This is a genomic window from Paenibacillus sp. PvP094 (genome assembly GCF_040546835.1).
In the GTDB taxonomy this organism is placed as follows: domain Bacteria; phylum Bacillota; class Bacilli; order Paenibacillales; family Paenibacillaceae; genus Paenibacillus; species Paenibacillus illinoisensis.
This window is the reverse complement of record NZ_JBEPOM010000001.1, coordinates 3443993-3466286: the sequence shown is the minus strand read 5'-3', so window position 1 is coordinate 3466286 and position 22294 is coordinate 3443993. Positions and strand designations below refer to the sequence as shown.

21 protein-coding genes are annotated in these 22294 nt (G+C 47.8%); 2 read left to right on the top strand and 19 right to left on the bottom strand.

All coding sequences use genetic code 11. From position 1 onward, the window contains the following. Positions 1-115: 115 nt before the first annotated feature. Positions 116-1312 carry an AI-2E family transporter gene (locus ABIC22_RS16010; protein WP_354482083.1) on the top strand — a complete coding sequence of 399 codons (1197 nt, stop codon included), beginning with the start codon at positions 116-118 and terminating at the stop codon, positions 1310-1312. Here ABIC22_RS16010 and ABIC22_RS16005 read toward each other — a convergent pair. From ABIC22_RS16005 to cymR, 15 genes are all read right to left on the bottom strand, one after another. Beyond that, entirely contained in the window at positions 1291-3099 is a 1809-nt protein-coding gene (locus tag ABIC22_RS16005) for a peptidoglycan D,D-transpeptidase FtsI family protein (protein ID WP_354482080.1), read from the bottom strand. The two genes, ABIC22_RS16010 and ABIC22_RS16005, sit on opposite strands and share 22 nt — an antisense overlap. Before the next feature lie 131 nt (positions 3100-3230). Beyond that, a complete protein-coding gene (locus tag ABIC22_RS16000) occupies positions 3231-5471 on the bottom strand; it encodes a methyl-accepting chemotaxis protein (protein WP_354482077.1) in 2241 nt (746 codons plus the stop codon). A 229-nt stretch (positions 5472-5700) separates the two neighbouring features. Then, positions 5701-7029 (bottom strand): peptidase U32 family protein, encoded by a 1329-nt coding sequence (locus ABIC22_RS15995; protein WP_354482074.1) that lies wholly within the window; start codon positions 7027-7029, stop codon positions 5701-5703. Positions 7030-7046: 17 nt separating this feature from the next. Next, the gene (locus ABIC22_RS15990; protein ID WP_354482071.1) at positions 7047-7976 is read right to left on the bottom strand and encodes a peptidase U32 family protein; all 930 of its coding nucleotides are present in this window, start codon (positions 7974-7976) and stop codon (positions 7047-7049) included. A gap of 15 nt (positions 7977-7991) precedes the next feature. Then, positions 7992-9032, bottom strand: a complete 1041-nt coding sequence (gene mltG / locus ABIC22_RS15985) for an endolytic transglycosylase MltG (RefSeq protein ID WP_246058407.1) — start codon at positions 9030-9032, stop codon at positions 7992-7994. 75 nt (positions 9033-9107) lie between these two features. After that, positions 9108-9422, bottom strand: a complete 315-nt coding sequence (locus ABIC22_RS15980) for a DUF1292 domain-containing protein (protein WP_127538642.1) — start codon at positions 9420-9422, stop codon at positions 9108-9110. Beyond that, positions 9423-9722: a DUF1292 domain-containing protein gene (locus ABIC22_RS15975; RefSeq protein ID WP_127538641.1), complete on the bottom strand. Its 300-nt coding sequence runs from the start codon at positions 9720-9722 to the stop codon at positions 9423-9425. It lies immediately after the preceding gene. Between the two features lie 12 nt (positions 9723-9734). Further along, entirely contained in the window at positions 9735-10151 is a 417-nt protein-coding gene (ruvX, locus tag ABIC22_RS15970; RefSeq protein ID WP_095289522.1) for a Holliday junction resolvase RuvX, read from the bottom strand. A gap of 125 nt (positions 10152-10276) precedes the next feature. After that, positions 10277-10537 carry an IreB family regulatory phosphoprotein gene (locus ABIC22_RS15965; RefSeq protein WP_024633073.1) on the bottom strand — a complete coding sequence of 87 codons (261 nt, stop codon included), beginning with the start codon at positions 10535-10537 and terminating at the stop codon, positions 10277-10279. A gap of 129 nt (positions 10538-10666) precedes the next feature. Then, the gene (gene alaS, locus ABIC22_RS15960) at positions 10667-13288 is read right to left on the bottom strand and encodes an alanine--tRNA ligase (protein WP_127538640.1); all 2622 of its coding nucleotides are present in this window, start codon (positions 13286-13288) and stop codon (positions 10667-10669) included. A 431-nt stretch (positions 13289-13719) separates the two neighbouring features. Beyond that, entirely contained in the window at positions 13720-14787 is a 1068-nt protein-coding gene (locus tag ABIC22_RS15955) for an AI-2E family transporter (protein WP_095289520.1), read from the bottom strand. A gap of 275 nt (positions 14788-15062) precedes the next feature. Next, positions 15063-15272: a hypothetical protein gene (locus tag ABIC22_RS15950; RefSeq protein ID WP_095289519.1), complete on the bottom strand. Its 210-nt coding sequence runs from the start codon at positions 15270-15272 to the stop codon at positions 15063-15065. Positions 15273-15282: 10 nt separating this feature from the next. Further along, the gene (locus tag ABIC22_RS15945) at positions 15283-15804 is read right to left on the bottom strand and encodes a PRC-barrel domain-containing protein (RefSeq protein WP_095289518.1); all 522 of its coding nucleotides are present in this window, start codon (positions 15802-15804) and stop codon (positions 15283-15285) included. Between the two features lie 165 nt (positions 15805-15969). Further along, the gene (locus tag ABIC22_RS15940; RefSeq protein ID WP_095359786.1) at positions 15970-17121 is read right to left on the bottom strand and encodes a cysteine desulfurase family protein; all 1152 of its coding nucleotides are present in this window, start codon (positions 17119-17121) and stop codon (positions 15970-15972) included. Positions 17122-17245: 124 nt separating this feature from the next. Then, positions 17246-17665, bottom strand: coding sequence for a cysteine metabolism transcriptional regulator CymR (gene cymR / locus ABIC22_RS15935; protein WP_127538637.1), 420 nt, complete (start codon positions 17663-17665; stop codon positions 17246-17248). Between the two features lie 316 nt (positions 17666-17981). Here cymR and mnmA point away from each other — a divergent pair, with 316 nt between their 5' ends. Continuing rightward, positions 17982-19106 (top strand): tRNA 2-thiouridine(34) synthase MnmA, encoded by a 1125-nt coding sequence (gene mnmA, locus ABIC22_RS15930; protein ID WP_141236692.1) that lies wholly within the window; start codon positions 17982-17984, stop codon positions 19104-19106. Positions 19107-19238: 132 nt separating this feature from the next. Here the strand turns inward: mnmA and crcB (ABIC22_RS15925) are convergent, their stop codons facing one another. The 4 genes from crcB (ABIC22_RS15925) to ABIC22_RS15910 are packed head-to-tail and all read right to left on the bottom strand — an operon-like array spanning position 19239 to position 22259. Beyond that, entirely contained in the window at positions 19239-19598 is a 360-nt protein-coding gene (gene crcB, locus ABIC22_RS15925; protein WP_127538635.1) for a fluoride efflux transporter CrcB, read from the bottom strand. Next, positions 19595-19993, bottom strand: coding sequence for a fluoride efflux transporter CrcB (gene crcB, locus ABIC22_RS15920; RefSeq protein ID WP_354482062.1), 399 nt, complete (start codon positions 19991-19993; stop codon positions 19595-19597). The genes crcB (ABIC22_RS15925) and crcB (ABIC22_RS15920) overlap by 4 nt, the downstream gene beginning before the upstream one ends. A gap of 28 nt (positions 19994-20021) precedes the next feature. Next, the gene (locus tag ABIC22_RS15915; RefSeq protein WP_154896068.1) at positions 20022-21329 is read right to left on the bottom strand and encodes a replication-associated recombination protein A; all 1308 of its coding nucleotides are present in this window, start codon (positions 21327-21329) and stop codon (positions 20022-20024) included. Positions 21330-21380: 51 nt separating this feature from the next. Then, a complete protein-coding gene (locus tag ABIC22_RS15910) occupies positions 21381-22259 on the bottom strand; it encodes a LysR family transcriptional regulator (protein ID WP_354482059.1) in 879 nt (292 codons plus the stop codon). Positions 22260-22294: the final 35 nt, after the last annotated feature.

The window sequence follows — 22294 nt, the reverse complement described above, 5'->3', positions numbered from 1 at the left end:
AATAAATCGCCTTTAATTTTATCATAATTTAAACTTTTCTTGAATCCTGTTTTCCAAAAAACAAGTCAATCGTGTACAATAAATGGAATGAATGACGGATGAAGGAGCCCTGCCCATGTTACCCCTTTATAGAAAATATGGACGTACTGTTTTTGACATCGCTTTACTTGTGTTAACTGTATATTTGGTCATGTATGGCTTTAGCCGATTGTATCAAATAGCTGCACCTGTGTTTCTTTCATTTATCGTATACTGGATGATTGAACCACTGGCCCGTTTTTTGCATCGCCGAGGACTGCCCAAAACACTGGGAGCCGCGATATCTGTTTTACTTTTTCTCGCACTGATTGTTGCTGCCTTTTTTGGCGTGGGTCTGATTATTATCTCTCAAATATCCAATCTGCAGGATAATTTCCCTCGATACGTGGAGCTGCTGCAGAGCGAGTTCACCAATCTCGCCTACTTTCTTCAGGACAAGTGGAACGCACTTCCTCCTGGTATTATCGAGAAGATAAACGATTATTTTGCAACACTTACCGGTTTCCTCTCCAGCTGGGTGACCAGTGGTGCACAATTCATTATTGGATTTCTCAGTTCATTTTCATCATTTATCACAAACTTTGGGATTGCAATCATTCTTGCCTTCTTTCTCAGTATCGAGATTGAATCCTGGCGCAAGTTTGCCCGTGCCAAGACACCAAAAACATTGAAGCTCGCTATGGCATTTATGCGCAACCATGTCTTCAAAACCATTCGTTCGTACTTGAAGGCACAGATGATCATGATGCTGATTACCTTTGTATTGATCTATGTCGGACTGCTCATTCTTGGAACCAATAATGCCTTTACGATCGCTGCAGTCTGTGCGGTATTTGATCTCGTGCCTCTTCTGGGGGTTCCAGTTATATTTATCCCATGGATTGTCTATCTGTTTATCATAGGGAACAGCAGCTTGGCCATTGGTCTAGTCGTCGTTCTCGTGATTACAATGCTGACACGCCAGCTGCTTGAACCGAAAATATCCGGCAACTCGATCGGAGTGTCTTCCGCATACCTGATGCTTTCATTTATGCTGATCTCACTCTCCATATTCGGCCTTGCCGGAGTTGTACTATCTCCAGTACTGCTGATTTTGCTAAAGGAACTGCTGCAGCAGGGCTATTTACAGCGGTGGATTCATCTGCCCAAGGATGAATTCGATTCTTCTCCATTAGTCATGGATACGCCTGTGGGTGAACCCACGGGCGTGAACACGGAAGCATCTGCCGAAGCTTCAACACGGACTGCAGATCAGGAAGATTCGGCCAAGTAATCCATCACACGGCGAAAGATATCTGTAGCCTGGTGGTGTCCGCCTGGTGCTACATTCTGGACCAAAACAGCAACTGCATATCGAGGCTGCTCTACCGGGCCATACCCGATAAACCATTGATGATTGCGTTTCCGTCCTTTCTGCTCCACCTGGGCGGTACCTGACTTCCCTGCAACGTGCCACCGCGCATGCTGCAGGGTTTTTCCGGTTCCATCCGTTACCACCTTACGCATCCATCTCAGAAGTTGGTGAGAAGTTGCGGAAGAGATCTGACCGGCTTCCGAAGGCGAGTACTGCGGGGGCATTTCAAGCATCACATCACCATCCGCATATCGGATACGCTGAACAAGCCGCGGTGCGTGAACACGGCCATCATGAAGCAGGGTCACAATCAGATTCGCCGCCTGTAACGGGGATACGCGGGTATCTCGCTGACCAATGGCTGTCTGTACCCGGGCTCCTTCATCCTCTGAGGAGACTGTTGTTGTACGTACACGCCCTGCATCTTCGTGATCAAAATGACGCAGTACCGGCATTCCGGCCACATCCTGCTTCTCCCAGCCGATGGTCCGTGCCAAGCCCAAAGCATCGGCAGTTCGCTCCAATTGCTCCATACTAAGGCGGCGGGCTGTTTCGGCAAAAACAATATTACAGGACTCAGCGAATCCCTGTTCCAGCTTCAGATCACCATGTCCATGTTCTTTCCAGCAGGATAACCCATACTTTCCCCATTCTCCGCCACAATGAAAGGTTTCTTTGGTTGAAACTGCTTGTGATTCCAGAGCTGCTGCCGCCGTAACTATTTTGAATATCGATCCAGGTACAGCACTCTGCACAGCCCGATTTGCCCAGGAGGAGTTGGAAGGATCCACATGCAGCGGATCGTAAAATGGAACTGAGACCATTCCACGTACATCTGCATTTGCCGTATCCAGTACAACAATCGCCCCCTCTTCCATACCCGCGTCCTCTGCAATCCGTTCTACTCCTTGCTGTATGTCTGTATCGACTGTGGTCTCTACCTTTAAAGGATAGTGACTATTTCTCGGGGCAATTACCCTTGGTGCGTATTCGGGAATAATCTCTCCTGATCCGGTAACCATTCGAGTCAGCAAGGTTGGACCCATGCCCATCAATAGGGGATCAAGCGTCCTTTCCAGTCCAGCTGCACCCGACTTCAGCGCAAAAGGTTGTTTCACTTCAACTGTATGTTGATCTCTCTCGCTCAGAACTTCAGGTTGTTCAGCCAGGTAACCTAACCATTGCCTTCCTGTACGGCTCTTGTCATAACGTGACATCACGGGGTATACGCTGGCTCCATCTCCTTCGAATTCCTGAAGTTTTGCTAGTTGGGCCTTGTCCAATACCATGGGTTGGTGCGTGCCTGCTGTCCAGAAATGAGGGGCGTCTCCCTGCTCCCACTCTTTAATTAGGTGTGTTGTATCCGTATGTAGTATGGCTGCCAGCCGCTTCAATCTGACGTTTGTTGTATTCATCAGGGATTGGACATGCCTATGTCCAGAGTGCGGAAAAAGCACAACTCCCCACTGCAGGCTTCCTGTCAGTGATTTTCCCTTACGATCTGTGATTTGTCCTCGGCCTGAATCAAGCATAACGCCCCGTTCACGCTGCAAAACAGACATCTCACGAACCGTTCGCTGGAATCCCGGCATGACTCGATTCACCTGAACCATCTGAATCCACCCGAGACGAAGGATAAGGATTGCAAAAATGACGGTCAGGAAGACACAACCAATATATATTCTTCTTTTTAGTTGTACACGCATGCTTCCTTATCCCCTTCTTCATTTTTCTGCATAGTATGCTTCTTCCTAGCTGGAATTATCCGGAAAACAGCAACAAACCTGCTCCAGAAAAGGAACAGGTTTGTTGAAGATTTCACGATTTTTGTATTTGATTATACCGTAAAGCGTGACAGTGTATTTTTCAGTTCAGTGGATACATTCTCCAGCTTATCGGACAAGTTCACCAACTGGTTGCTGATATTCTGCTGCTCGCTGCTCAAGGAAGCCACTTCTTCAGAGGTTGCAGAGGATTCCTCGGCGACTGCGCTTACATTACTCATCGCCTCAGACAATGTACCTTGAGACTTGCTCAGATCCCCAATGGAGTCCGTTACCATGCCCAGCTTCTCTACAAACGCCCCCATCTGCTCTTGAACCGAAGCAAAGATCACATTGGTATCTTTAACGGCATCCATTTGCTCCCGGAATAAAGGATTGACATTGGACAATGCGGCCACCGTTTCGTTCATCTCATGCATGATTTTATCGGTAATCTCGCCCACCATGTCAATGGACTGTCTGGATTGCTCGGCGAGTTGACGAACCTCACCAGCAACAACCATGAATCCGCGTCCGGCTGCACCGGCACGTGCTGCTTCAATGGTGGCATTCAGTGACAGAATATTCGTCTGCTTCGTAATATTCTGGAGCACATCCAGAACCTTCAGAACGGACGATGTACTCTCTTTCAGGGAGTCCACCTTGTTCACCAGAGCACCGATCATCTCTTCGGTCTTCTGCGTCTTCGTCATTAACTGATTCAAGTGCTGTGTGCCTGTCTCACTGGACTGCTCGACATGACGGGCGGATTGGCCCATCTCCTCGTTCGCGGCTACAACGCTCTGCATCTGACGTGAGATATTATCAGTCAACTCATTACCACGCTCGGCTTCCGTAGCCAGGCTGCTTGCACCACCAGCAATCTCTTCCGTTGCTACTGCAATCTCCGATGCAGAAATGGCCGTCTTCTTGGATGCATTGCTTAGCTCGGAAGCGGTATCCAGCACTTCCTGTGCGGAACGATTTGTTTGCTCAACCAGCTTCGTGATCTGTTCCATCATCAGATTGAAGGCGGCTGACAATTGACCAATTTCATCTTTGGAAGTAAATGGTGTACGTACCTTTAGATTTCCTTTGGCCCCTTCCTGCATGAGGTCTTTCAATCTTCCAAGCGGACGGGCAATCATGCGTACCATCCATACCCCAATCAATACTGCAATTGCTGCGTCAACCAATGCCATCCACAATGTCAGTGTCAAAATGCCTTTGGCATCCTTAACCAGCATCGAAGTAGGTACCATTCCAATCAACTTCCAATCCGATGTTTCCATCGTACTGTAAACTACAAGCATATCGGTAGATTTTCCATCAACTGCATACGCTGCATTGGTACTGCCTGTCTGTTCAGTCAATTCACCATAAAAAGCGAGTTCCGTTTCCTTACCTGTGCCGTCAGCAATCGTTGAGGCAACAACTTTTTTATCCGGAGCAATGAGCTGAATTACAGCTCCCTCTCCCAGATTAAGCGATTTCAACTGTTCCTCCAAAACTTCCAGTTTCAACTCAATCACCAAGACATATGATTGGTTTGTCCCCTGCAGGTTTTTCATGGAACGGGCAATTCGGAACGTTGGCGCACTTCCGTCTTCTTTAATTTCTGTTGGAAGCCAGCGATATCCGCCGGACTGTACTATCTCGTTATACCAAGCTTCGCTGCGAATATCACCCATGGAAGCACTGCTGCTCCCCGTTCCCATAGTAGACTTGGAATCATCTGTCGGCACCAAATAAATCGCTTCCATAGATTTATTTGTAAAAGCAACGTTTGATAGCTGTTTATTGATGGAGCTTGAATTGATAAACATATCATACGCTGTAAGATCCTTATTAGACATGTTTTGCAACAAGGATTGCATTTCCGGATCAAAGAAGATCTGGGTTGACGTATCCACAAAACGCTCCAGAATGATATCCATTTTTTCTTTGGTTTGATCAATCGTTTCCTGGTTTGCCCGGGAGGCATTTTCCTCAATCGTGTTTTTGGCTTTCGAGTAGGATAAAAGACCCAAACTAATAACAAAAATCATAATCCCCGCAAAAAAGATTAAGAATAGTTTGACTCCTACCGATTTAACCGGATTTGCCTTCCTGATCTGAGTTAACGTTGTCCCTCCCATCTTACTCCACTGGATCTTCTTCCAATCCAGCTTAAATGGCTTCTTGTTCGATGGTTTTTCTGTCTTGCTTTTGAAGAAGCTCAATTTCTTAAACTTTTGCTCTCTCGGTTTTTTTTCCTTCACTGGTTTCTTCACCTTTTCCCCACTGTCCTTCTGCTTCTTTTGAACCAATCCCATTCACCTGCCATTTTGCTAGTTGTTTTTCTTTCTCTCCCCTATAAATATGTAATATTCGACAGTTTTCCCCTTTCCCCTTTTGTTTTCAAAAAATATTTTGCAACTTTTTTCCTATTTTTCTATAAAAAAAAGCCCCCCATATACCGATATACGGAGGGCTAAATCATTAGATTCATAACAACATATTGTTAATTCATAACACAATTTTGTTGTTGATAGGCCATTTAACCTATTTCTTTTTTCTCATCATATCAAAATAAGATACAGGCTGGTCTACTTTCATTTTGATCAACTGCAATGGGTGTCTTGCTGCGTCCAGTACATTGCCTTCTTCATCCTGAATTTCACCTACAACCTGTTTGAAAAAGGTGCCGTTTGGACCGAAAAATTCGATCTCTTGTCCAGGCTTGAAATGATTCCGCTGCTGAATGGTGGCCATTCCTGTAGATGCATCATAGTCCATAACCAATCCGGCGAAATCATAAGGAACTGCTTTTTCTTCCGGCTCGTAGATGTGATCCTCATGGTCCGGTGTATCGTAGAAGAATCCGGTGTTTAACGGACGGTTGGCAGCCTTATTCATCTCTTCGACCCATTCCGGCTTCAACACATAGTTTTCCGGATCAGCCATGTAAGCATCGATCGCTTGACGATATACGTTCACGACAGTAGCCACATAGTGAATGGACTTCATACGGCCCTCAATTTTAAAGCTGTCCACACCCACATCAATCAACTCGGGGATATGACCGATCATGCACAGATCTTTCGATCCCATGGAGAACGAATTATCCTGTTCCTGGAACAGGGGCAGCTGGTTCTCACCCAGCTTGAAAGGTGCCGGGGCCTGCATCTGCATTTCTTCTTCGCTTACCCACACGGCGTCTTCTCTGGCATCCTCAAACAAATCATACTTCCAGCGGCAGGATTGGCAGCAGCCCCCCCGGTTGGAATCCCGATCTGTAAAGTGATTGGAGAGTACACAGCGTCCCGAATAGGAGGAACACATTGCCCCATGAATGAACGCTTCAATCTCGATATCGACATTCGCCTTGATCTCTTCGATCTCCTCGAAGCTGGTTTCACGCCCCAGAACCACACGCGGGAGCCCCTCGTCTTTCCAGAACTTCACGGCTTGCCAGTTCAGTGTAGATTGCTGCGTACTTAGGTGCACCTCAAGGCCGGGTACAGCACGCTGAGCGACTTCAATAATCGCCGGGTCCGCCACGATCACGGCTGCGATACCCGCATTGTACAGGTTTTGCAAATATGCCTCAATGCCTTCAATGTCTTCATTGTGTGCATAGATATTGGTAGCCACAAATACCTTGGCGCCGTATTTACTCGCAAATTCCACACCTTCACGCATTTCCTCAAAGCTGAAGTTGTCTGCATTGGAACGAAGTCCATAGGCCTGTCCGCCAATATACACAGCGTCTGCGCCATAATGAATCGCAAATTTGAGTTTTTCCAGATTGCCCGCCGGAGCAAGAAGCTCCGGTTTGTCCAGACGGTTACGTTTACCCGAGAACTTCCGCTGTACCGCCACTGTTTCCATTTCGTTCACCTCGTCTATTAATACACCTGTTCTTTGTAGAAAAAGCCAAATGACAGCTCCCGTTCAGGATCCTGCAATTGGCGGACCTCATCCAGCCACTCATCCAAAAAAGCATATGCATCCGCATCTGCTGCATAACAATCAATAGCCCTCCGGTATGCCCGGACAACAGCCTCATTATAAACCAGCGGTTTGAGAATACCTTCAATCTTGAAGCTATGAACACCTGCCTCCATCAACAGATGTAGATCCTCCAAAATGCAAATATCTTCAGAGCTCATAATGTGCGTACCGTTGACATCTTCATAAATAGGGAATTTCTCATCCCGGCGTTCTGCCTCAATCAGAAATAGCCCGCGCTCTTTACCAAGGTGCCCCTCTACCGGACGCCCCTGATGAGCCATATAACTTTGGACCAGACTGCGTTTGGAATGATAAATATTCGTCATGCCATGCACCTGGACCTGAGCTTCAACTTTTAGAAAAGGAACCATCTCTGTCAGCTCATCCATGTTCAGCTCTCTGGCGAGTACAACACGACTGGCACCTTTGTTGCCCCAATAGTTGGCCGTTGCGTAGTTCGTTGAAGTCATCTCCGCATTCCAGTGCAGCTGAATATGGGGAGCATACTCCCTAATCGCAGCCAGCACGGATGGATCGTTAAATTCCACGGCATGAACCCCAATGCTGCCCAGAGCCTGAACATACTCAGGGAGCTCCTTCAACAGCTCGTTGGACATCAAGTTATTCATGGATACATAGACACGAGCCTGATGTTTGGCAGCAAGGGCAACCACTTCGGCTGTCTCTTCCACAGTGAAACTGCCGGGTAAACGCATGCCGAAGCGATCATCCCCAATTAACAAGGCATCTGCTCCGGCCTGGAGCAGTACTTCTGCTTCGTTTACATTTGCTGCCGTAACCAGCAGTTCATGTTTCTTACTCATATACATCCCCTCCGCTTATTGCGCAGCCTTACTTTTGGCTATATTTTGCTGATGTTCCTTATACGTTTTGGCAAACAGGTGCCCGGATGAACCATCCTTCTTCGTAACATAGAACAGGTAGTCTGAAGCTTCCGGTGCCAGAGCAGCCTCAATAGACTCCAAACTCGGGCTTGCAATTGGCCCTGGCGGCAGTCCCTTGTTGAGATACGAATTATATGGACTCTGCACCTTCAAGTCTTTGAACAATAATCGTGCCTTCGGCTTGTCCAGTAAATATTGAACGGTTGCATCAATCTCCAGCTTCATGTCCTGCTTGATCCGGTTATCAATAACGCCTGCAACCAGAGCACGTTCCTCATCCACCACAACTTCTCGCTCCACAAGGGAAGCGATCGTAAGCAGCTCATGCAAAGAGAGATTACGGGCTTTCAGTTTGGAATCCAGATCCGGTATGGTATTGATTTTGGTCTGAAATTCTTCAAGCATTCGCTGCATGACGTCATGGGTGGAGCTGCCCTTTTTGAGCTCATAGGTTTCAGGGAACAAGTATCCCTCCAAAGCGTAACGAAGTTCTTCATCCACAGGAATATCCTTAATGATATCGACATCGAAGGAAGACGGATCATTCGCCAGCTTGATGAATTCTTCACGCTCTACGACACCTTCTGCAGACAATTTATCTGCCATTTGCAGTACAGTATATCCTTCAGGAATCGTAAACTTCACCATTTCTTCCGGTACAACTTCACCGCTGTTCAGCTTGGTAATAATCTCATCGTATGACACGCCAGGCTTCATGGAATATGTACCTGCCATAAAACTCGATCCTTGGTTCTTCCACTTCAAATACCCTTTAAAAGCTAGACCACTTCGAATCAGTCCCTCTTGCTCAAGCTGATCCGCAATTTGCGATGTTCCAGATCCGCTTTTGATCTCGAATACAACCGGTTCTGCCGAATCCGAAACAGGTCGCATCATGTTCCAGACTGCAGCACCTGCCCCTCCGGCCACAATTACAAGGATAAGCAGAATGACTAATATGACTTTCCCTTTCAAAAAAGACACAACTCCTTTACACAACCAAAAAGAGCGGACTTCTCCGCCCTTCCGGTTTCTTCAATTTGAAGCTGGTTAATCTTCGTCAATCGGGAGGGTACACTCATCGTACAGTTCCGAGATGTTCTCCCATTCTTCGTCATCATCAATCGTAACTAACTCAGGCATGATCTGGTCTTCGCTTCCCGGCAATACCCGCAGAAGTTCAACCTCGTCATAAGGACGCAATGAACTGCGGAGTACCGCGTACTGTTGACCATGGACTTCAAACTCAGCCAACAAGTCATACGGTTGCGATTTACCGTTCTCTTCCTCGAGCTCAACATGAGCACCGAATGCCAGACGCAGTGAATCTGTCCATTTCAGGTCTTTGCGGCTATATTCCGTCATTTAGTTCGCTTCCTCTTCATCTTCAGCTAAAAATGTATTAAACGTCTCCTCGACAATATCCCATTCGGCATCATCTTGGATGACGAAAAGTTTAATATCGTCGCCATCTTCTTCGTAACGGAATGCATATACATCCGTTTCGCCATCTTCAGGTTCAACCGGAGCAACCATCATATACTTGGCCTCCGACCCATCTACTTCAAACTTCATGATGACTTCGAATTCTTCTTCATTGCCCTCGTCATCCGCGATGTAAATAATCTCCGATTCTTCTTCCATACCCAGTTGATCTTCAGCCATTGTTGATCCCCCTCACCTTTTACTGTTCGCATCCAAATAATTTTGCAAAATCAAGCTTGCGGCCATTTTGTCCACAACCTGCTTGCGTTTTTTTCGACTGACATCCGCTTCAATCAGCGTTCGTTCTGCTGCCATGGTTGTCAGCCGTTCATCCCAAAGGTGAACAGGTAAATTCAGTTCGCCCCGCAGGCGTTCGGCAAAAGCAATGCAAATTTCACCACGCGGCCCTACGGTGCCGTTCATGTTTTTGGGGAGCCCGACAACGATCTCGCTGATTTCGTGCTCACGCACTAGTTCAGCAATGCGACCGAACTCACCTTCATCCCGGCGGCGTTCAAGCACTTCTAATCCCTGGGCAGTCCAACCGAAGGCGTCACTAACGGCAACTCCGATTCTTCGGTCCCCATAGTCCAAACCTAATATTTTCATCCATGCTCTCCCATCCTCAAGCCCGTGCGGGAAGATAAGATTCTTCCCTTCTCAAGCTTCAGGCTGTCTTCTGTCGGTTCATTTCCCGCTGCATGCATGGCTGCTCACAGCGGAAGCGGTATACATTACCGGTGATTGGCCAGATAAGAACGTACAAGCTCTTCAATCAGCTCGTCGCGCTCCTTCTTCCGGACCAGACTGCGTGCGTTGTTATGACGAGGAATGTATGCAGGGTCTCCCGAAATCAGATACCCGACAATCTGGTTGATTGGATTATACTCCTTATCCACCAGTGCATCATACACCGTGAGAAGAATCTCTTTGGAGGATGCTTCCTGCTCGTCAGCTTTCACATTAAATTTAACCGTCTTATCCATGGAGTCCATTGATGACACCTCGCTCCTGCATGAACATGGGGACCATGTCCTGCCGAATTGATTTCTGCTTATATAATAACATATTCTGACTGCCACGAGTAAATAAAGGAGAATGCAATTGTGTTTTTTGCTTGTCCGTTATTGTGCGATGAGTGAAACGGCCAGTTTCAGTGCTTCATCCAGCTTGGACGCATCCTTGCCTCCGGCTTGTGCCATGTCTGGACGTCCACCGCCGCCACCGCCGCATACTGCTGCAACTTCCTTGACGATTTTACCGGCATGAAGACCTTGCTTCACTTTCTCAGCAGGAACAGCAACCACAAAGTTTACTTTGCCATCTGCAGGAGCACCCAGAACGAGCACAGCATCAGGCAGCTTCACTTTCAATTCGTCGGCAACGGTACGCAGTGCATCCATGTTCGGTGCGTCCACGCGGGCTGCGAGCACTTGTGTATCTCCTGCCTGTACCACTTGATCCGTCAACGAGCCTGCTTCCATGGCACTCAGCTTGCTTTGCAGCGATTCCGTTTCTCTCGCAGCTTCTTTCAGCTGTTGGTTGAGACCTTCGATCCGTTTAGGCACATCTGCAACATTGGCTTTGAGCAGGGCTGCCGATTGCTTGAGCAGCTCCAGCTGACTTTCAACGAAGAGGTACGCACCACGACCGGTTACAGCCTCGATCCGGCGTACACCGGAACCAATGCCGCTCTCGCTGACAAGCTTGAACATGCCAATCTCCGATGTATTGTTTACGTGACAGCCGCCACAAAGTTCCAAACTGTAGTCACCGATTTGTACGACACGTACAATATCTCCATATTTTTCACCGAACAATGCCATAGCGCCCATTTCTTTGGCTTCATCAATGGCCTTCAATTCAATGTTCACATTCAGGCGATTCCAGATCTGCTCATTCACCTGACGTTCAATCTCTGTCAATTCTTCCGGTGTAATGCTACCGAAGTGAGAGAAGTCAAACCGCAGGCGCTGCGGCTCCACAAGGGAACCTGCCTGATTGACATGCGTACCCAGCACATCCTTAAGTGCTTTGTGCAGCAAATGGGTAGCGGTATGGTTTTTGATAATATCTCCGCGCTTGGACGCATCCACTTCCGCTTGAATCACATCACCTACACGCAATTCACCCGACTCTACGCTTACCATGTGTACGTGCTGTCCTTGCGGAGCTTTGAACAGCCCTTGTACTTTGGCAGTAACGCCTGCTCCGCGCAGCAAGCCCTGATCGCTGACTTGTCCGCCGCTCTCTGCATAGAACGGAGTTTTATCGAGGATCACCTGACAGGTTTGTCCCTCGCTTACTGAATCGACAAGGGCATCGCCTGCAACAATGGCAACCACTTTTGCTTCCGTCAACAGGTCAGTATAACCAACAAACTCGCTTTTAACCTCCAGATCAGCAAGTGGTCCGCCTTGGACCTTCATGCTTTCGCTTTCCTGACGGCCTGCACGTGCACGATCACGTTGTTCCTGCATGGATGCATCGAAACCTTCACGATCAACAGTCAAGCCATGCTCTGCCGCATAATCTTCAGTAAGGTCAAACGGGAAGCCATATGTGTCATACAATTTGAATGCTTCCGGACCACTGATTACCGTACGACCTTCGGATTTGGCTGCAGCACTGATGTCTGCCAGAATCGCCAATCCGTCACTAAGTGTTTCGTGGAACCGTTCTTCTTCGGTTTTAATGACCTTCGCGATAAATTCTTGCTTGTCCACCACCTCTGGGTAGTATACGCCCATGACTTCACCGACTGTTGTTGTCAGTTCATAGAGGAATGGACGGTCCAATCCGAGAACCTTTCCGTAGCGTACAGCACGGCGCAGCAGGCGGCGGATAACGTATCCACGTCCTTCATTACTTGGCAGAACGCCATCGCCTACTGCAAAAGCAACGGTACGGATATGGTCAGCAATAACTTTCAGCGCTACATCAATCTCAACACTGTCGTTGTATTTCACACCGGCAAGTGCCGCTGTTCTTTGAATCATCGGTTGGAACAGGTCTGTGTCAAAGTTGGAATCCACGTTCTGCAGAATGGAAGCAAAACGCTCCAAACCTGCACCTGTATCAATGTTTTTGTTAGGAAGCGGCGTATAGCTGCCATCCTTGTTGTGATTAAACTGGGAGAATACCAGGTTCCATACTTCAAGGTAACGCTCGTTTTCCCCGCCCGGGTACATTTCCGGATCGTTCATGTCATTGCCGTAGGCTTCACCGCGGTCATAGAATATTTCGGTACATGGACCGCATGGGCCTTCACCGATATCCCAGAAGTTCTCATCCAGTTTGATGATACGTTCTGCCGGCAATCCCACTTTTTCGTTCCACAGTTTGAAAGCTTCTTCGTCTTCCGGATAAACCGTTACCGACAGACGCTCTGGATCGAATCCGATCCATTCCTTGCTCGTCAGGAATTCCCATGCCCAAGTAATGGTTTCTTCTTTGAAATAATCTCCGATGGAGAAGTTACCCAGCATTTCGAAGAACGTATGGTGACGGCGTGTTTTGCCGACATTCTCGATATCGTTGGTACGAATACATTTCTGGGAGTTCGCGAGACGCGGATTCTCCGGTTTCTCACGTCCGTCAAAATACGGCTTAAGCGGCGCCATTCCCGCATTGATCCACAAAAGGGAAGGATCGTTGTGAGGTACGAGCGATGCGCTTGGCTCAATTTTGTGACCTTTACTTGCAAAAAACTCTATCCATTTGGAACGGATTTCACTGGCTTTCATACGGACTGCCCCCAATTAATTATAATAGTCCGGTGCTATTTGCCCCGGTTGGTAAACATTGCTTTTGTAAAAACAAACACAAAAAACGCCCCTGAAATATCAGGGACGATGTTATCGCGGTACCACCCTGGTTATTGCTGCCTGTCCCTCATTTCGGACCAAATCAGCAATCTCCTCGTTAATGCGAATAACGGTCGCGCCCGGCAGGGTTGTCCTGCACTCCGAAATCAGCTTTCCGCCGCTTCAACTTTCAAGACTCTTCCAGCCATCGGTCAGATCTGAATCTGATCCGAAGAAGTCTATTCTCTGAGGAAAGGAACCCCCGGCGTACTTCATTTCATCATCGATTTCATTTTTGAAACATGTGACTTCATTATATCGGTACGCCATGCGAGTGTCAATGTACCCCAAGATGCTTCACCCCCGGGCTGTCAATCCGTTCTTCGCTTGATGTAATAGGCAAAAAAGTGCTGCACGATGACTTTCAAAACGGCAAAAACAGGCACCGCCAGAATAAGACCTACAATCCCTGCCAGCTCTCCACCTACAAGCAGCGCAAAAATAATCGACAATGGATGCAGATGCAGCGTCCGCCCTACAACCTGCGGGGAGATGACATTGCTCTCCAGCACCTGACATAGCGTGTTTACGATGACCACCAGCAGGACCATTTTAACAGATACGGTTGAAGCCATAACTACAGCTGGCGCCGCACCCAGGAAAGGCCCCAGGTATGGCACAATATTAAATACGGCTACAATGCTGGCCAGCAGCAGCGCGTAAGGCATATCAATAATCACGTAACCGATATAGGCGAAGATGCCAACAATGACACAGACGATGAACTGTCCCCGAATATAATTGCCGAGTGCCGTATCAATCTCCTTCATGACCGATACGATGGCTTTGCGGCGAGAACGCGGCAGATACGCAACGACCGTGCGTTCGAACACCTCAAAGTCTTTTAACATATAGAAAATGAGAAACGGAACAATAAATACGTTAAACAGCACATTGATCGTGGCTCCGATGTTGTCCATCAACATCGTTATGCCTTGGGTGAGACGGTCTTCCATCTGGAAGAACCAGCTGTTCATGCCTGTGCGTACACTTGGTGGCATCAATTTATGATCCATGCTGTTCATTAAGCTCTGCGCGCGCATCGACAATTCAGGCATATGCTCGTTCAGTTCTTCAAGCTGTTCAATCAGCACCGGGATGACATTCATGAGTATAACGCCGATACAGGTGAGAAAAAAAGCATAGATCAGCAAAACAGCGATGGAGCGTGGCACCTTCCGTCCGCCCAACATACTTACAATGGGATTAAGCACATAGGAAATAATAAGAGCCACGATAAACGGTGCAAGAACGGTTTTCAGGAATCCGTATATATGAAGCAGCAAGGGCCTTAACAGCCATATAAAATACAGAATGATCAAGCCGAGCAGCAGCCAGATGGCATAACGGAACAGCTTGTTTTTTGTTAATTGCTCCACTTGCATCTCTCCCCTTTGGACTGGCTCTGAGAGTCAGTATATGTAGGAAAGGGAATATTTATTAACCCCGCACAGATGTGGAAAAGAAGAAAACAAAAAAGCGCCCCCTTCACTAAGGAAGGAGACGCATGTTGAGGCCTGCCCCGGCATACATTAATGTATGCTGGACAGACTGCTATGTAACTGTCATCTATACACATCTGTCGTCGCTTTGCGACATGGTCCGTGACGTTCGTTGTCACAAAACCGCATATAGAGGAAGTTTCACTCGCATTTTAAGAAGATGCGTGCAGATGCGGGAAGTCCTGTGGCAGCTCTTCCCCGAAGAATAGATCGTCAAGCGAGCTGAGCGTTCCATCTTCTTCAACTTGATATACAGACATTTTCTCACCGTTTACGTTCAGTTCAATAAAGCAACCCCAGCAATAGAACTGGTGGGAACCAATTTTCCCAATATCTTTGGAACTACAATTTGGACATTTCATATACATTCACCTATCCATTAACAGAATGAATGGCATTTTCCAAGCGCTGTTCACTCAGTGGAGGCACCATAATGGCACTTTCCCCGATAGACATATCGCTTGTACATGGCAGCCATTTACGGCCCTCGATCAGATCGGACACAAAACCGTCCGTAATTTCAATCCCTATTATTGTATTTCCCAACTCTTGGTCAAAATAAACATCGGAGACTCGTCCAAGCAGCAAACCTTCCTCGGTCAGCACAGACATCTCTTTCAATTTAGATTGGCCAAGAAGATACGTGTGTTTTATGTCGTCGGCTCCCGTCTTGCGGACAGCCTGTTGATTACGGATCATGACGGCATCTTCGCCGTAGGCAACAATGTCTTGCCACTGCACGATTTTGACATGATTGGTAAACAGGCCTTTGTTCTCAAGTTCAATGCCTTCAATTTTCCAATCGTCACTAACAATGAAATCCTGGATCTTACCGACCTGTTTCCCGTCCTCGACATCAAAAACGGCTAGTCCGATCATTTCCTGAAGCTTCATCGCAGGGTCCTCCTCATCTTCTTATCATTAAATAGGCGCGGCGCTATTGCTAGGTATGCCCAAAGTTGATGAGTGGCAATCAGACGCCGATCATCAAAACCGCTTCTATCTAACCGATGAAATGGAACTTCTTCCCTCCTTTTGTTCCATGTGCAAAAGAGCCCCTTAGGGTCTATTACGCAATCGTTCAAGAATGGTTCCAATTTTTTCGGCGGTTTTCATGATTTCTTCCGTAGTATTACCCAATCCCCAGCTAAAACGAATCGCTGAATGCAAAAATGCCTCCGGCAGCATCATTGCTTTGAGTACATGAGATACTTCGAGAGAGCCTGATGTACATGCAGAACCGCTCGCAACCGCGATGCCTTCCATATCCAGGTTCATTAACATGGTTTCTGTAGATACCTCAGGAAAACTGATATTCAGAATGTTGGGCAGCGTATATTCGGGATGACCGTTCACGTGAAAATGGGCTTTGCCCACATGGATTTCCAGCTGTTTTAACAAAAGCTTCCGTAATTCCAGGTCATGCTGACGATGCGTCTCTGCTTGCGCTGTCGCAATGTTGAGTGCCTCTGCAAATCCGGCAATTCCTGCTATATTCTCCGTACCTGCTCGGCGCTGACGCTCTTGCAGTCCTCCATGGGATTTGGCTTCCAGTACAATGCCACGACGCACATAAAGTGCCCCTACACCTTGGGGCCCATTAATTTTATGCGCAGAGAAACTGATCAAGTCAACCGGTAGATCTTTACAAGAGATGTTTTGGGTGCCCAGAGCCTGTACTGCATCGGTATGAAATAAAATCTGATGCTTCCGTGCCAGCTCCCCTATTTCGCGGATGGGTTGAATCGTTCCTACCTCGTTATTGGCAAACATCATCGTAATCAGTACCGTATCCGGCCGAATCGCCTCCTGAAGCTCATCCAAACTTATTCTTCCATGCTCGTCGACAGGCAGATAGGTAACTTCATAACCTTGACGTTCAAGCTCCTGGCAGCTGTGAAGAACCGCATGGTGTTCAATCACCGTTGTAATCACGTGTTTCCCCTGCTCTTTTCGCGCAGAAACCGCACCAAAGATCGCCAGATTATCACTTTCCGTGCCACCACTCGTGAATACGAGTTCATCCGGGAAACAGTCCAAGGAAGCCGCAATACTGTCCCTTGCTCCGCTAACCGTCCGCTTCGCATCCCGTCCAAAAGAGTGTATGCTCGAAGCATTGCCATATTGGCCTGTCATGACTTTCATCATCGCTTCCGCCACCTGCGGATGCATGGGCGTGGATGCAGCGTGGTCCAAATAAATTCTGTTCATTGAATTCACCCCGTTATATGTTGAAATTTCATTTGATTTATGGGTATAAAATGTTGCTTTGCATGGCTAAAGCCCCCATAATGGGGGCTTTAGTGTATGGCTGAATGTTCCATAACCACCTTGATTAGATGTAGAACATGTAGCTGTCTTTTTGTTCCTGATCCTGGAATGAAATCAGGTCTTTGAGCGTTGTGGAATCCAGCACCTCTGCAATGCTGTCACGAATGCGCAGCCACAGATCCCGTTTGGCCGGGTCATCTTCCTCGGTGAAGTCCACTGGGGAGATCGGCCCCTCCAGAACACGAATCACGTCACCTGCAGTCACTGTTGCAGGATCTCCTGCCAAGATATATCCGCCGTATGCTCCACGGATACTCTTGACGAGTCCGGCATTACGCAGCGGTGCGATCAGCTGCTCCAGATAATGTTCCGAGAGCTGATTGCGCTCCGCAATGCTTTTAAGGGATGTAGGGCCTTCGCCAGTTCTGGCTGCCAGCTCCATCATGATAGTTAGCCCATAACGGCCTTTTGTCGATATTTTCAAAGGAGTCACCTCTTTCAATTTTCAGAAAAACTATTACAATATATACTTGGCGTGATGCAAGACCGTGTTTTTCATGATCCGCCACAGGGGGATATGAATAATACAGATCTCATGCACGTAATCCTCCGTATTCCGATCATAACCCTCAGCTAATGTTAACATATCTGCAAGCTTTATGGAAAAGAAAGATTGACGATATTCCAAATTGTGCGCCTGGAGTGGACACTATCCAAAATTGGCCGGGTGTATCGTAACTTGAGTCCGGTTATGCTAGAATAGAAGCGAAACACATTTATATATAGAAATGGTGATAACGATGTCCAAAACAATTGAGAACACTCGGGTCGTCGTTGGCATGTCCGGAGGTGTCGATTCTTCCGTTACCGCCTTGCTGCTGAAGGAGCAGGGATACGATGTCATCGGCATTTTCATGAAAAACTGGGATGACACGGACGAGTTCGGCCACTGTACCGCTGAAGAAGATTCAGAGGACGTTCGCCGGGTTTGTGAACAGATCGGCATTCCTTATTACACTGTCAACTTCGAGAAAGAGTACTTTGATAAAGTATTTACCTATTTCCTTGATGAATATAAGTCAGGTCGGACGCCAAATCCAGATGTCATGTGCAATCGCGAGATCAAATTTGGCGAATTCCTGAACAAGGCGCTTGATTTGGGCGCTGACTACGTTGCCACAGGGCACTATGCTCGCCTTATCGAAGAAGACGGCACGTTCAAACTGCTGCGTGGCGTAGATAGCAACAAGGACCAGACCTACTTCCTTAATGCACTAAGCCAGAACCAGCTGTCCAAAGCGATGTTCCCGATCGGCCATCTTCCTAAACCGGAAGTACGGAAAATTGCTGAAGCAGCAGGCCTGTACACGGCTAAGAAAAAAGACAGCACAGGTGTATGCTTTATCGGCGAGCGTAACTTCAAGGAATTCCTGAGCAACTACCTTCCTGCCAAAGGCGGAGACATGGTTGATATTGTAACGGGTGAAGTAAAAGGCCGTCATGACGGACTGATGTATTACACCCTCGGACAGCGCCAAGGTTTGGGTATTGGCGGTTCCGGCAATGGTGAACCTTGGTTCGTGGCCGATAAGGATCTGGAGAAAAATCAGCTGCTTGTGGTTCAAGGCGATGCGCACGCGAGCCTGTACTCAACAGGTTTGACGGCTACTGGCGTTAACTGGATTGCTGGTGCTGACCAAGTGCCTAACGTACCTTTCCGCTGCACCGCCAAATTCCGTTACCGTCAGCCGGATCAAGGTGTCACTCTGACTTGGCAGGAAGACGGAAGCGTGGATGTACAGTTCGATCAACAACAAAAAGCGATTACCCCGGGACAAGCCGTTGTATTCTATGATGGTGATGTTTGTCTCGGCGGTGGCACGATTGATCAGGTTCAAAAAGTACCTGTACCAGCAATGCAATAATCAGGAAAGCCTTCAATATGTATAGATTATGTGGAATACCCTGTATTCCCATCATAAAAGCCATCTTTCATGTATACCATGAAGGATGGCTTTTTTCCTGCTTTTTCCTGAAAAAACATTTAAAATTTTTAGTTATGCCGTGAACCAAACGCCAGCAAAGGAGGCAGCTACACCCAGTAAAACGGAACTTACTACATATAGAATAGCTGATGGATACCGTTTCATGGTGAGCAATTGAATCGTTTCATACCCGAAGGTCGAGAACGTTGTATAGGCTCCGCAAAATCCGGTGCCCCACACAACCCAAAGTCCATCCGAGATCATCTCTGATTGATGCCATCCATATAACAAGCCCAGCAGCAGAGAACCACTGATATTAATGATCCAAGTCCCCCATGGAATAGCTGTGCCCAATTTTCCTGAGATCCATCGCCCCAGACTGTAACGAAGTATGGCCCCCAAAGTACCTGCCAGTCCAATCCAGATCATCATGCTGCACCATCCTGTGACGATTCACCCCGCATGAGCTGTCCAAGCTGGATTCCCAACGCGCAGAGCAGCAAACCCGCGAGCAAACTCGCCACTATATAAATTACGGCCTTCGTCCACATGCCGTTCTCGGATAGGCGGACAATATCCAGCGTAAATGTAGAAAATGTAGTAAATGCACCTGTAAATCCGGTGCCTATCGCAAGACGAAGTTGAGCTATTATTTTGTCTGGGACGGCAATGGTAAAGAACCAGCCCAAAAACAGGCTGCCAAGCGCGTTAATCAGCAGGACTGCCCAAGGAAAGCCTACATTGGCTGATGGAATCCCCAATTGAATGGCATATCGGGTCAGTGTACCCAAAAATCCGCCAGCGCCTATATACAGAAGCTCTTTCATGTTGTATGCATCCCCCGGGTCATCAATCTTACAGTTCTTTTCTCCGCTGTTGGTTCAGCCTGATTTTCGACTCATTGCCTTGCTCTGTTGCTTCATAGAATACTCTTCGCGAGAGCTGTTTGGGCAGATATTCCTGCTTCACATAGTGCCCCGGATAATTATGAGGGTATTGATAACCTTCATGTCCCAGCTTCACTGCTCCCGAGTAATGGGTATCCCTTAAATGGAGCGGTACCTCAGCCGACTTCACCTCATCGATGGCGCTCATCGCCTTCGAAATGGCCGTGTATACCGCATTCGACTTCGGACTCTCCACTGCGAATAAAATGGCCTGTGCAATATTCAGCTTCGCTTCGGGCCATCCGTTGTTACGGTAGGCATCCAGTGCACCTATAGCTTGGGTCATCGCTTGTGGATTCGCCAGACCGATATCTTCGCTGCTCGCGGCAATCAGACGCCTGATAAATGTCATCGGGTCCATGCCAAGCTTCTCTACTGCGTACAAAAACCAGAACAATGCAGCATCACTTGAACCGCGAATGCTCTTGTGAAAAGCAGACAGCACATCATATTGGGTGGACTCATCCGCCTTCACAATCGGACGACGAATCGACTCCTCTGCCACGGCAAGCGTAATATGAATGGACCCATCCTTCTCAGGCGGCGTGGTCAGCGCAGCCAATTCCAGCGCATTTAGAGCACGCCGAATGTCTCCATTGGCCATGGTGGCAATATGATCCAGAGCTTCGTCATCTGCCTGCAGTTCCATGAATCCAAGCCCTTTATCGGAATCCGCCAGCGCACGGCGCATTGCAACAAGCGAATGTGCCTTGTTCAGCGACTCGAGCTGAAAAAGGGTTGAACGGCTCATCAAGGCTCCATTCACATAGTGAAATGGATTCTCTGTCGTAGCACCGATAAATATGATGGTGCCCTTCTCCACTGCTGGCAGCAATGCATCCTGACGGGAACTGTTAAAGCGGTGTACCTCATCCAGGAACAATATGGTTTTGGTTCCGTACAGCTGCTTGTTTGTCTGTGCCTGCTCGATAACTTCACGAACGTCCTTCACCGAGGCGTCCACTGCGTTCAGACGAACAAACTCTCCCTGTGTATGCTTGGAGATGATGTGGGCAAGCGTCGTCTTCCCGCAGCCGGGAGGGCCGTATAACAAGATGGACGAGATCTGGTCTGCTTCAATCGCGCGCCGCAGCAGCTTACCTGATCCAATAATATGTTCTTGTCCAATATATTCATCAAGATGCTCTGGTCGCATGCGATCAGCAAGCAGTCTTGCCTGGGGTTTGGAGTCCTGTTGAAACGAAAATAAATCCACTGCTCATCACTTCCTTAACGGATTGCCTATCCTAGATTGGATCTAAACACCTCAATATTCTCTACTCTCTATCATATCATAATCCCGCGGCAGCATAGCCATAAATGCACCAAGCGCACTGCTGACAAACGCATCCTTGCGTGTAATAAAACGAGTCATCATCCGGCTCATGCCCGCGGGAAGCGAATGCTTGCGAAGTATGCCACTATTCATCTGCTGACGAATAACAATCTCTGGTAACAATGAGATGCCCATCCCCGATGCTACGCCACTGATAATGGCTTCCAATGTGCCAAATTCCATGATTATAGGGCGATTTACCCCGCAGGATAGCAACCACTCCTCTAACGTCTGACGGTAAGAACATCCCATGCTGTAAACAAGGATCGGTTTACGAGTAAGCTCATCTTCTGGCATTACACCAGATGAAACCACAAACAGTTCTTCATCAAATACATCCAGAGACGCGATCTCGGGATGATCGCAGGCACAACCAATAAATGCACCTTCCAATTCATACCCGATAACTTGGTCTATAAGCGCTTGCGAATTCCCAGTGGTCAGTGACAAGGACACGTCAGGGTATCGCCTATAATATGCTGCAAAAAGTTCGGGCAATCGCACCGCTGCTGCAGTCTGCGTAGAGCCTATTCGCAATGGACCCGATGGCGCACTTGTCGCCTGAAGCGCTTTAGAGGCATCGTTCAGCAGACCAATAATTTTATCTGCATAACTCATTAGCATCTCTCCCGCTGGAGATAACGTCATTCCCCGGTTGTGACGAATGAACAGCTTGGTGCCCACCTCTGCTTCCAGATGTCTGATCCGGGCCGTGACGTTGGATTGTACATATCCCAGCTTCGAAGCAGCTTTCGTCAAGTTTCCTTCCTGTGCCACACATTGAAATATTCGAAGATCTCCGCTCTCCATCTTATCCCCCACTTCTGACATCATTCAAAATGATG

Excerpts from the sequence above, each read along its gene's own strand:
- ABIC22_RS15995 (WP_354482074.1), bottom strand. The coding sequence starts at position 7,029 with ATGGAAACAGTGGCGGTACAGCGGAAGTTCTCGGGTAAACGTAACCGT.
- ABIC22_RS15990 (WP_354482071.1), bottom strand. The coding sequence starts at position 7,976 with ATGAGTAAGAAACATGAACTGCTGGTTACGGCAGCAAATGTAAACGAA.
- ABIC22_RS15975 (WP_127538641.1), bottom strand. The coding sequence starts at position 9,722 with ATGGCTGAAGATCAACTGGGTATGGAAGAAGAATCGGAGATTATTTAC.
- crcB (WP_127538635.1), bottom strand. The coding sequence starts at position 19,598 with ATGATGATCTGGATTGGACTGGCAGGTACTTTGGGGGCCATACTTCGT.
- mnmA (WP_141236692.1), top strand. The coding sequence starts at position 17,982 with ATGTCCAAAACAATTGAGAACACTCGGGTCGTCGTTGGCATGTCCGGA.
- ABIC22_RS16005 (WP_354482080.1), bottom strand. The coding sequence starts at position 3,099 with ATGCGTGTACAACTAAAAAGAAGAATATATATTGGTTGTGTCTTCCTG.
- ruvX (WP_095289522.1), bottom strand. The coding sequence starts at position 10,151 with ATGAAAATATTAGGTTTGGACTATGGGGACCGAAGAATCGGAGTTGCC.
- ABIC22_RS16010 (WP_354482083.1), top strand. The coding sequence starts at position 116 with ATGTTACCCCTTTATAGAAAATATGGACGTACTGTTTTTGACATCGCT.
- ABIC22_RS15965 (WP_024633073.1), bottom strand. The coding sequence starts at position 10,537 with ATGGACTCCATGGATAAGACGGTTAAATTTAATGTGAAAGCTGACGAG.
- ABIC22_RS15910 (WP_354482059.1), bottom strand. The coding sequence starts at position 22,259 with ATGGAGAGCGGAGATCTTCGAATATTTCAATGTGTGGCACAGGAAGGA.
- ABIC22_RS15945 (WP_095289518.1), bottom strand. The coding sequence starts at position 15,804 with ATGAAGCTTCAGGAAATGATCGGACTAGCCGTTTTTGATGTCGAGGAC.
- ABIC22_RS16000 (WP_354482077.1), bottom strand. The coding sequence starts at position 5,471 with ATGGGATTGGTTCAAAAGAAGCAGAAGGACAGTGGGGAAAAGGTGAAG.
- alaS (WP_127538640.1), bottom strand. The coding sequence starts at position 13,288 with ATGAAAGCCAGTGAAATCCGTTCCAAATGGATAGAGTTTTTTGCAAGT.
- ABIC22_RS15940 (WP_095359786.1), bottom strand. The coding sequence starts at position 17,121 with ATGAACAGAATTTATTTGGACCACGCTGCATCCACGCCCATGCATCCG.
- ABIC22_RS15950 (WP_095289519.1), bottom strand. The coding sequence starts at position 15,272 with ATGAAATGTCCAAATTGTAGTTCCAAAGATATTGGGAAAATTGGTTCC.
- ABIC22_RS15980 (WP_127538642.1), bottom strand. The coding sequence starts at position 9,422 with ATGACGGAATATAGCCGCAAAGACCTGAAATGGACAGATTCACTGCGT.
- crcB (WP_354482062.1), bottom strand. The coding sequence starts at position 19,993 with ATGAAAGAGCTTCTGTATATAGGCGCTGGCGGATTTTTGGGTACACTG.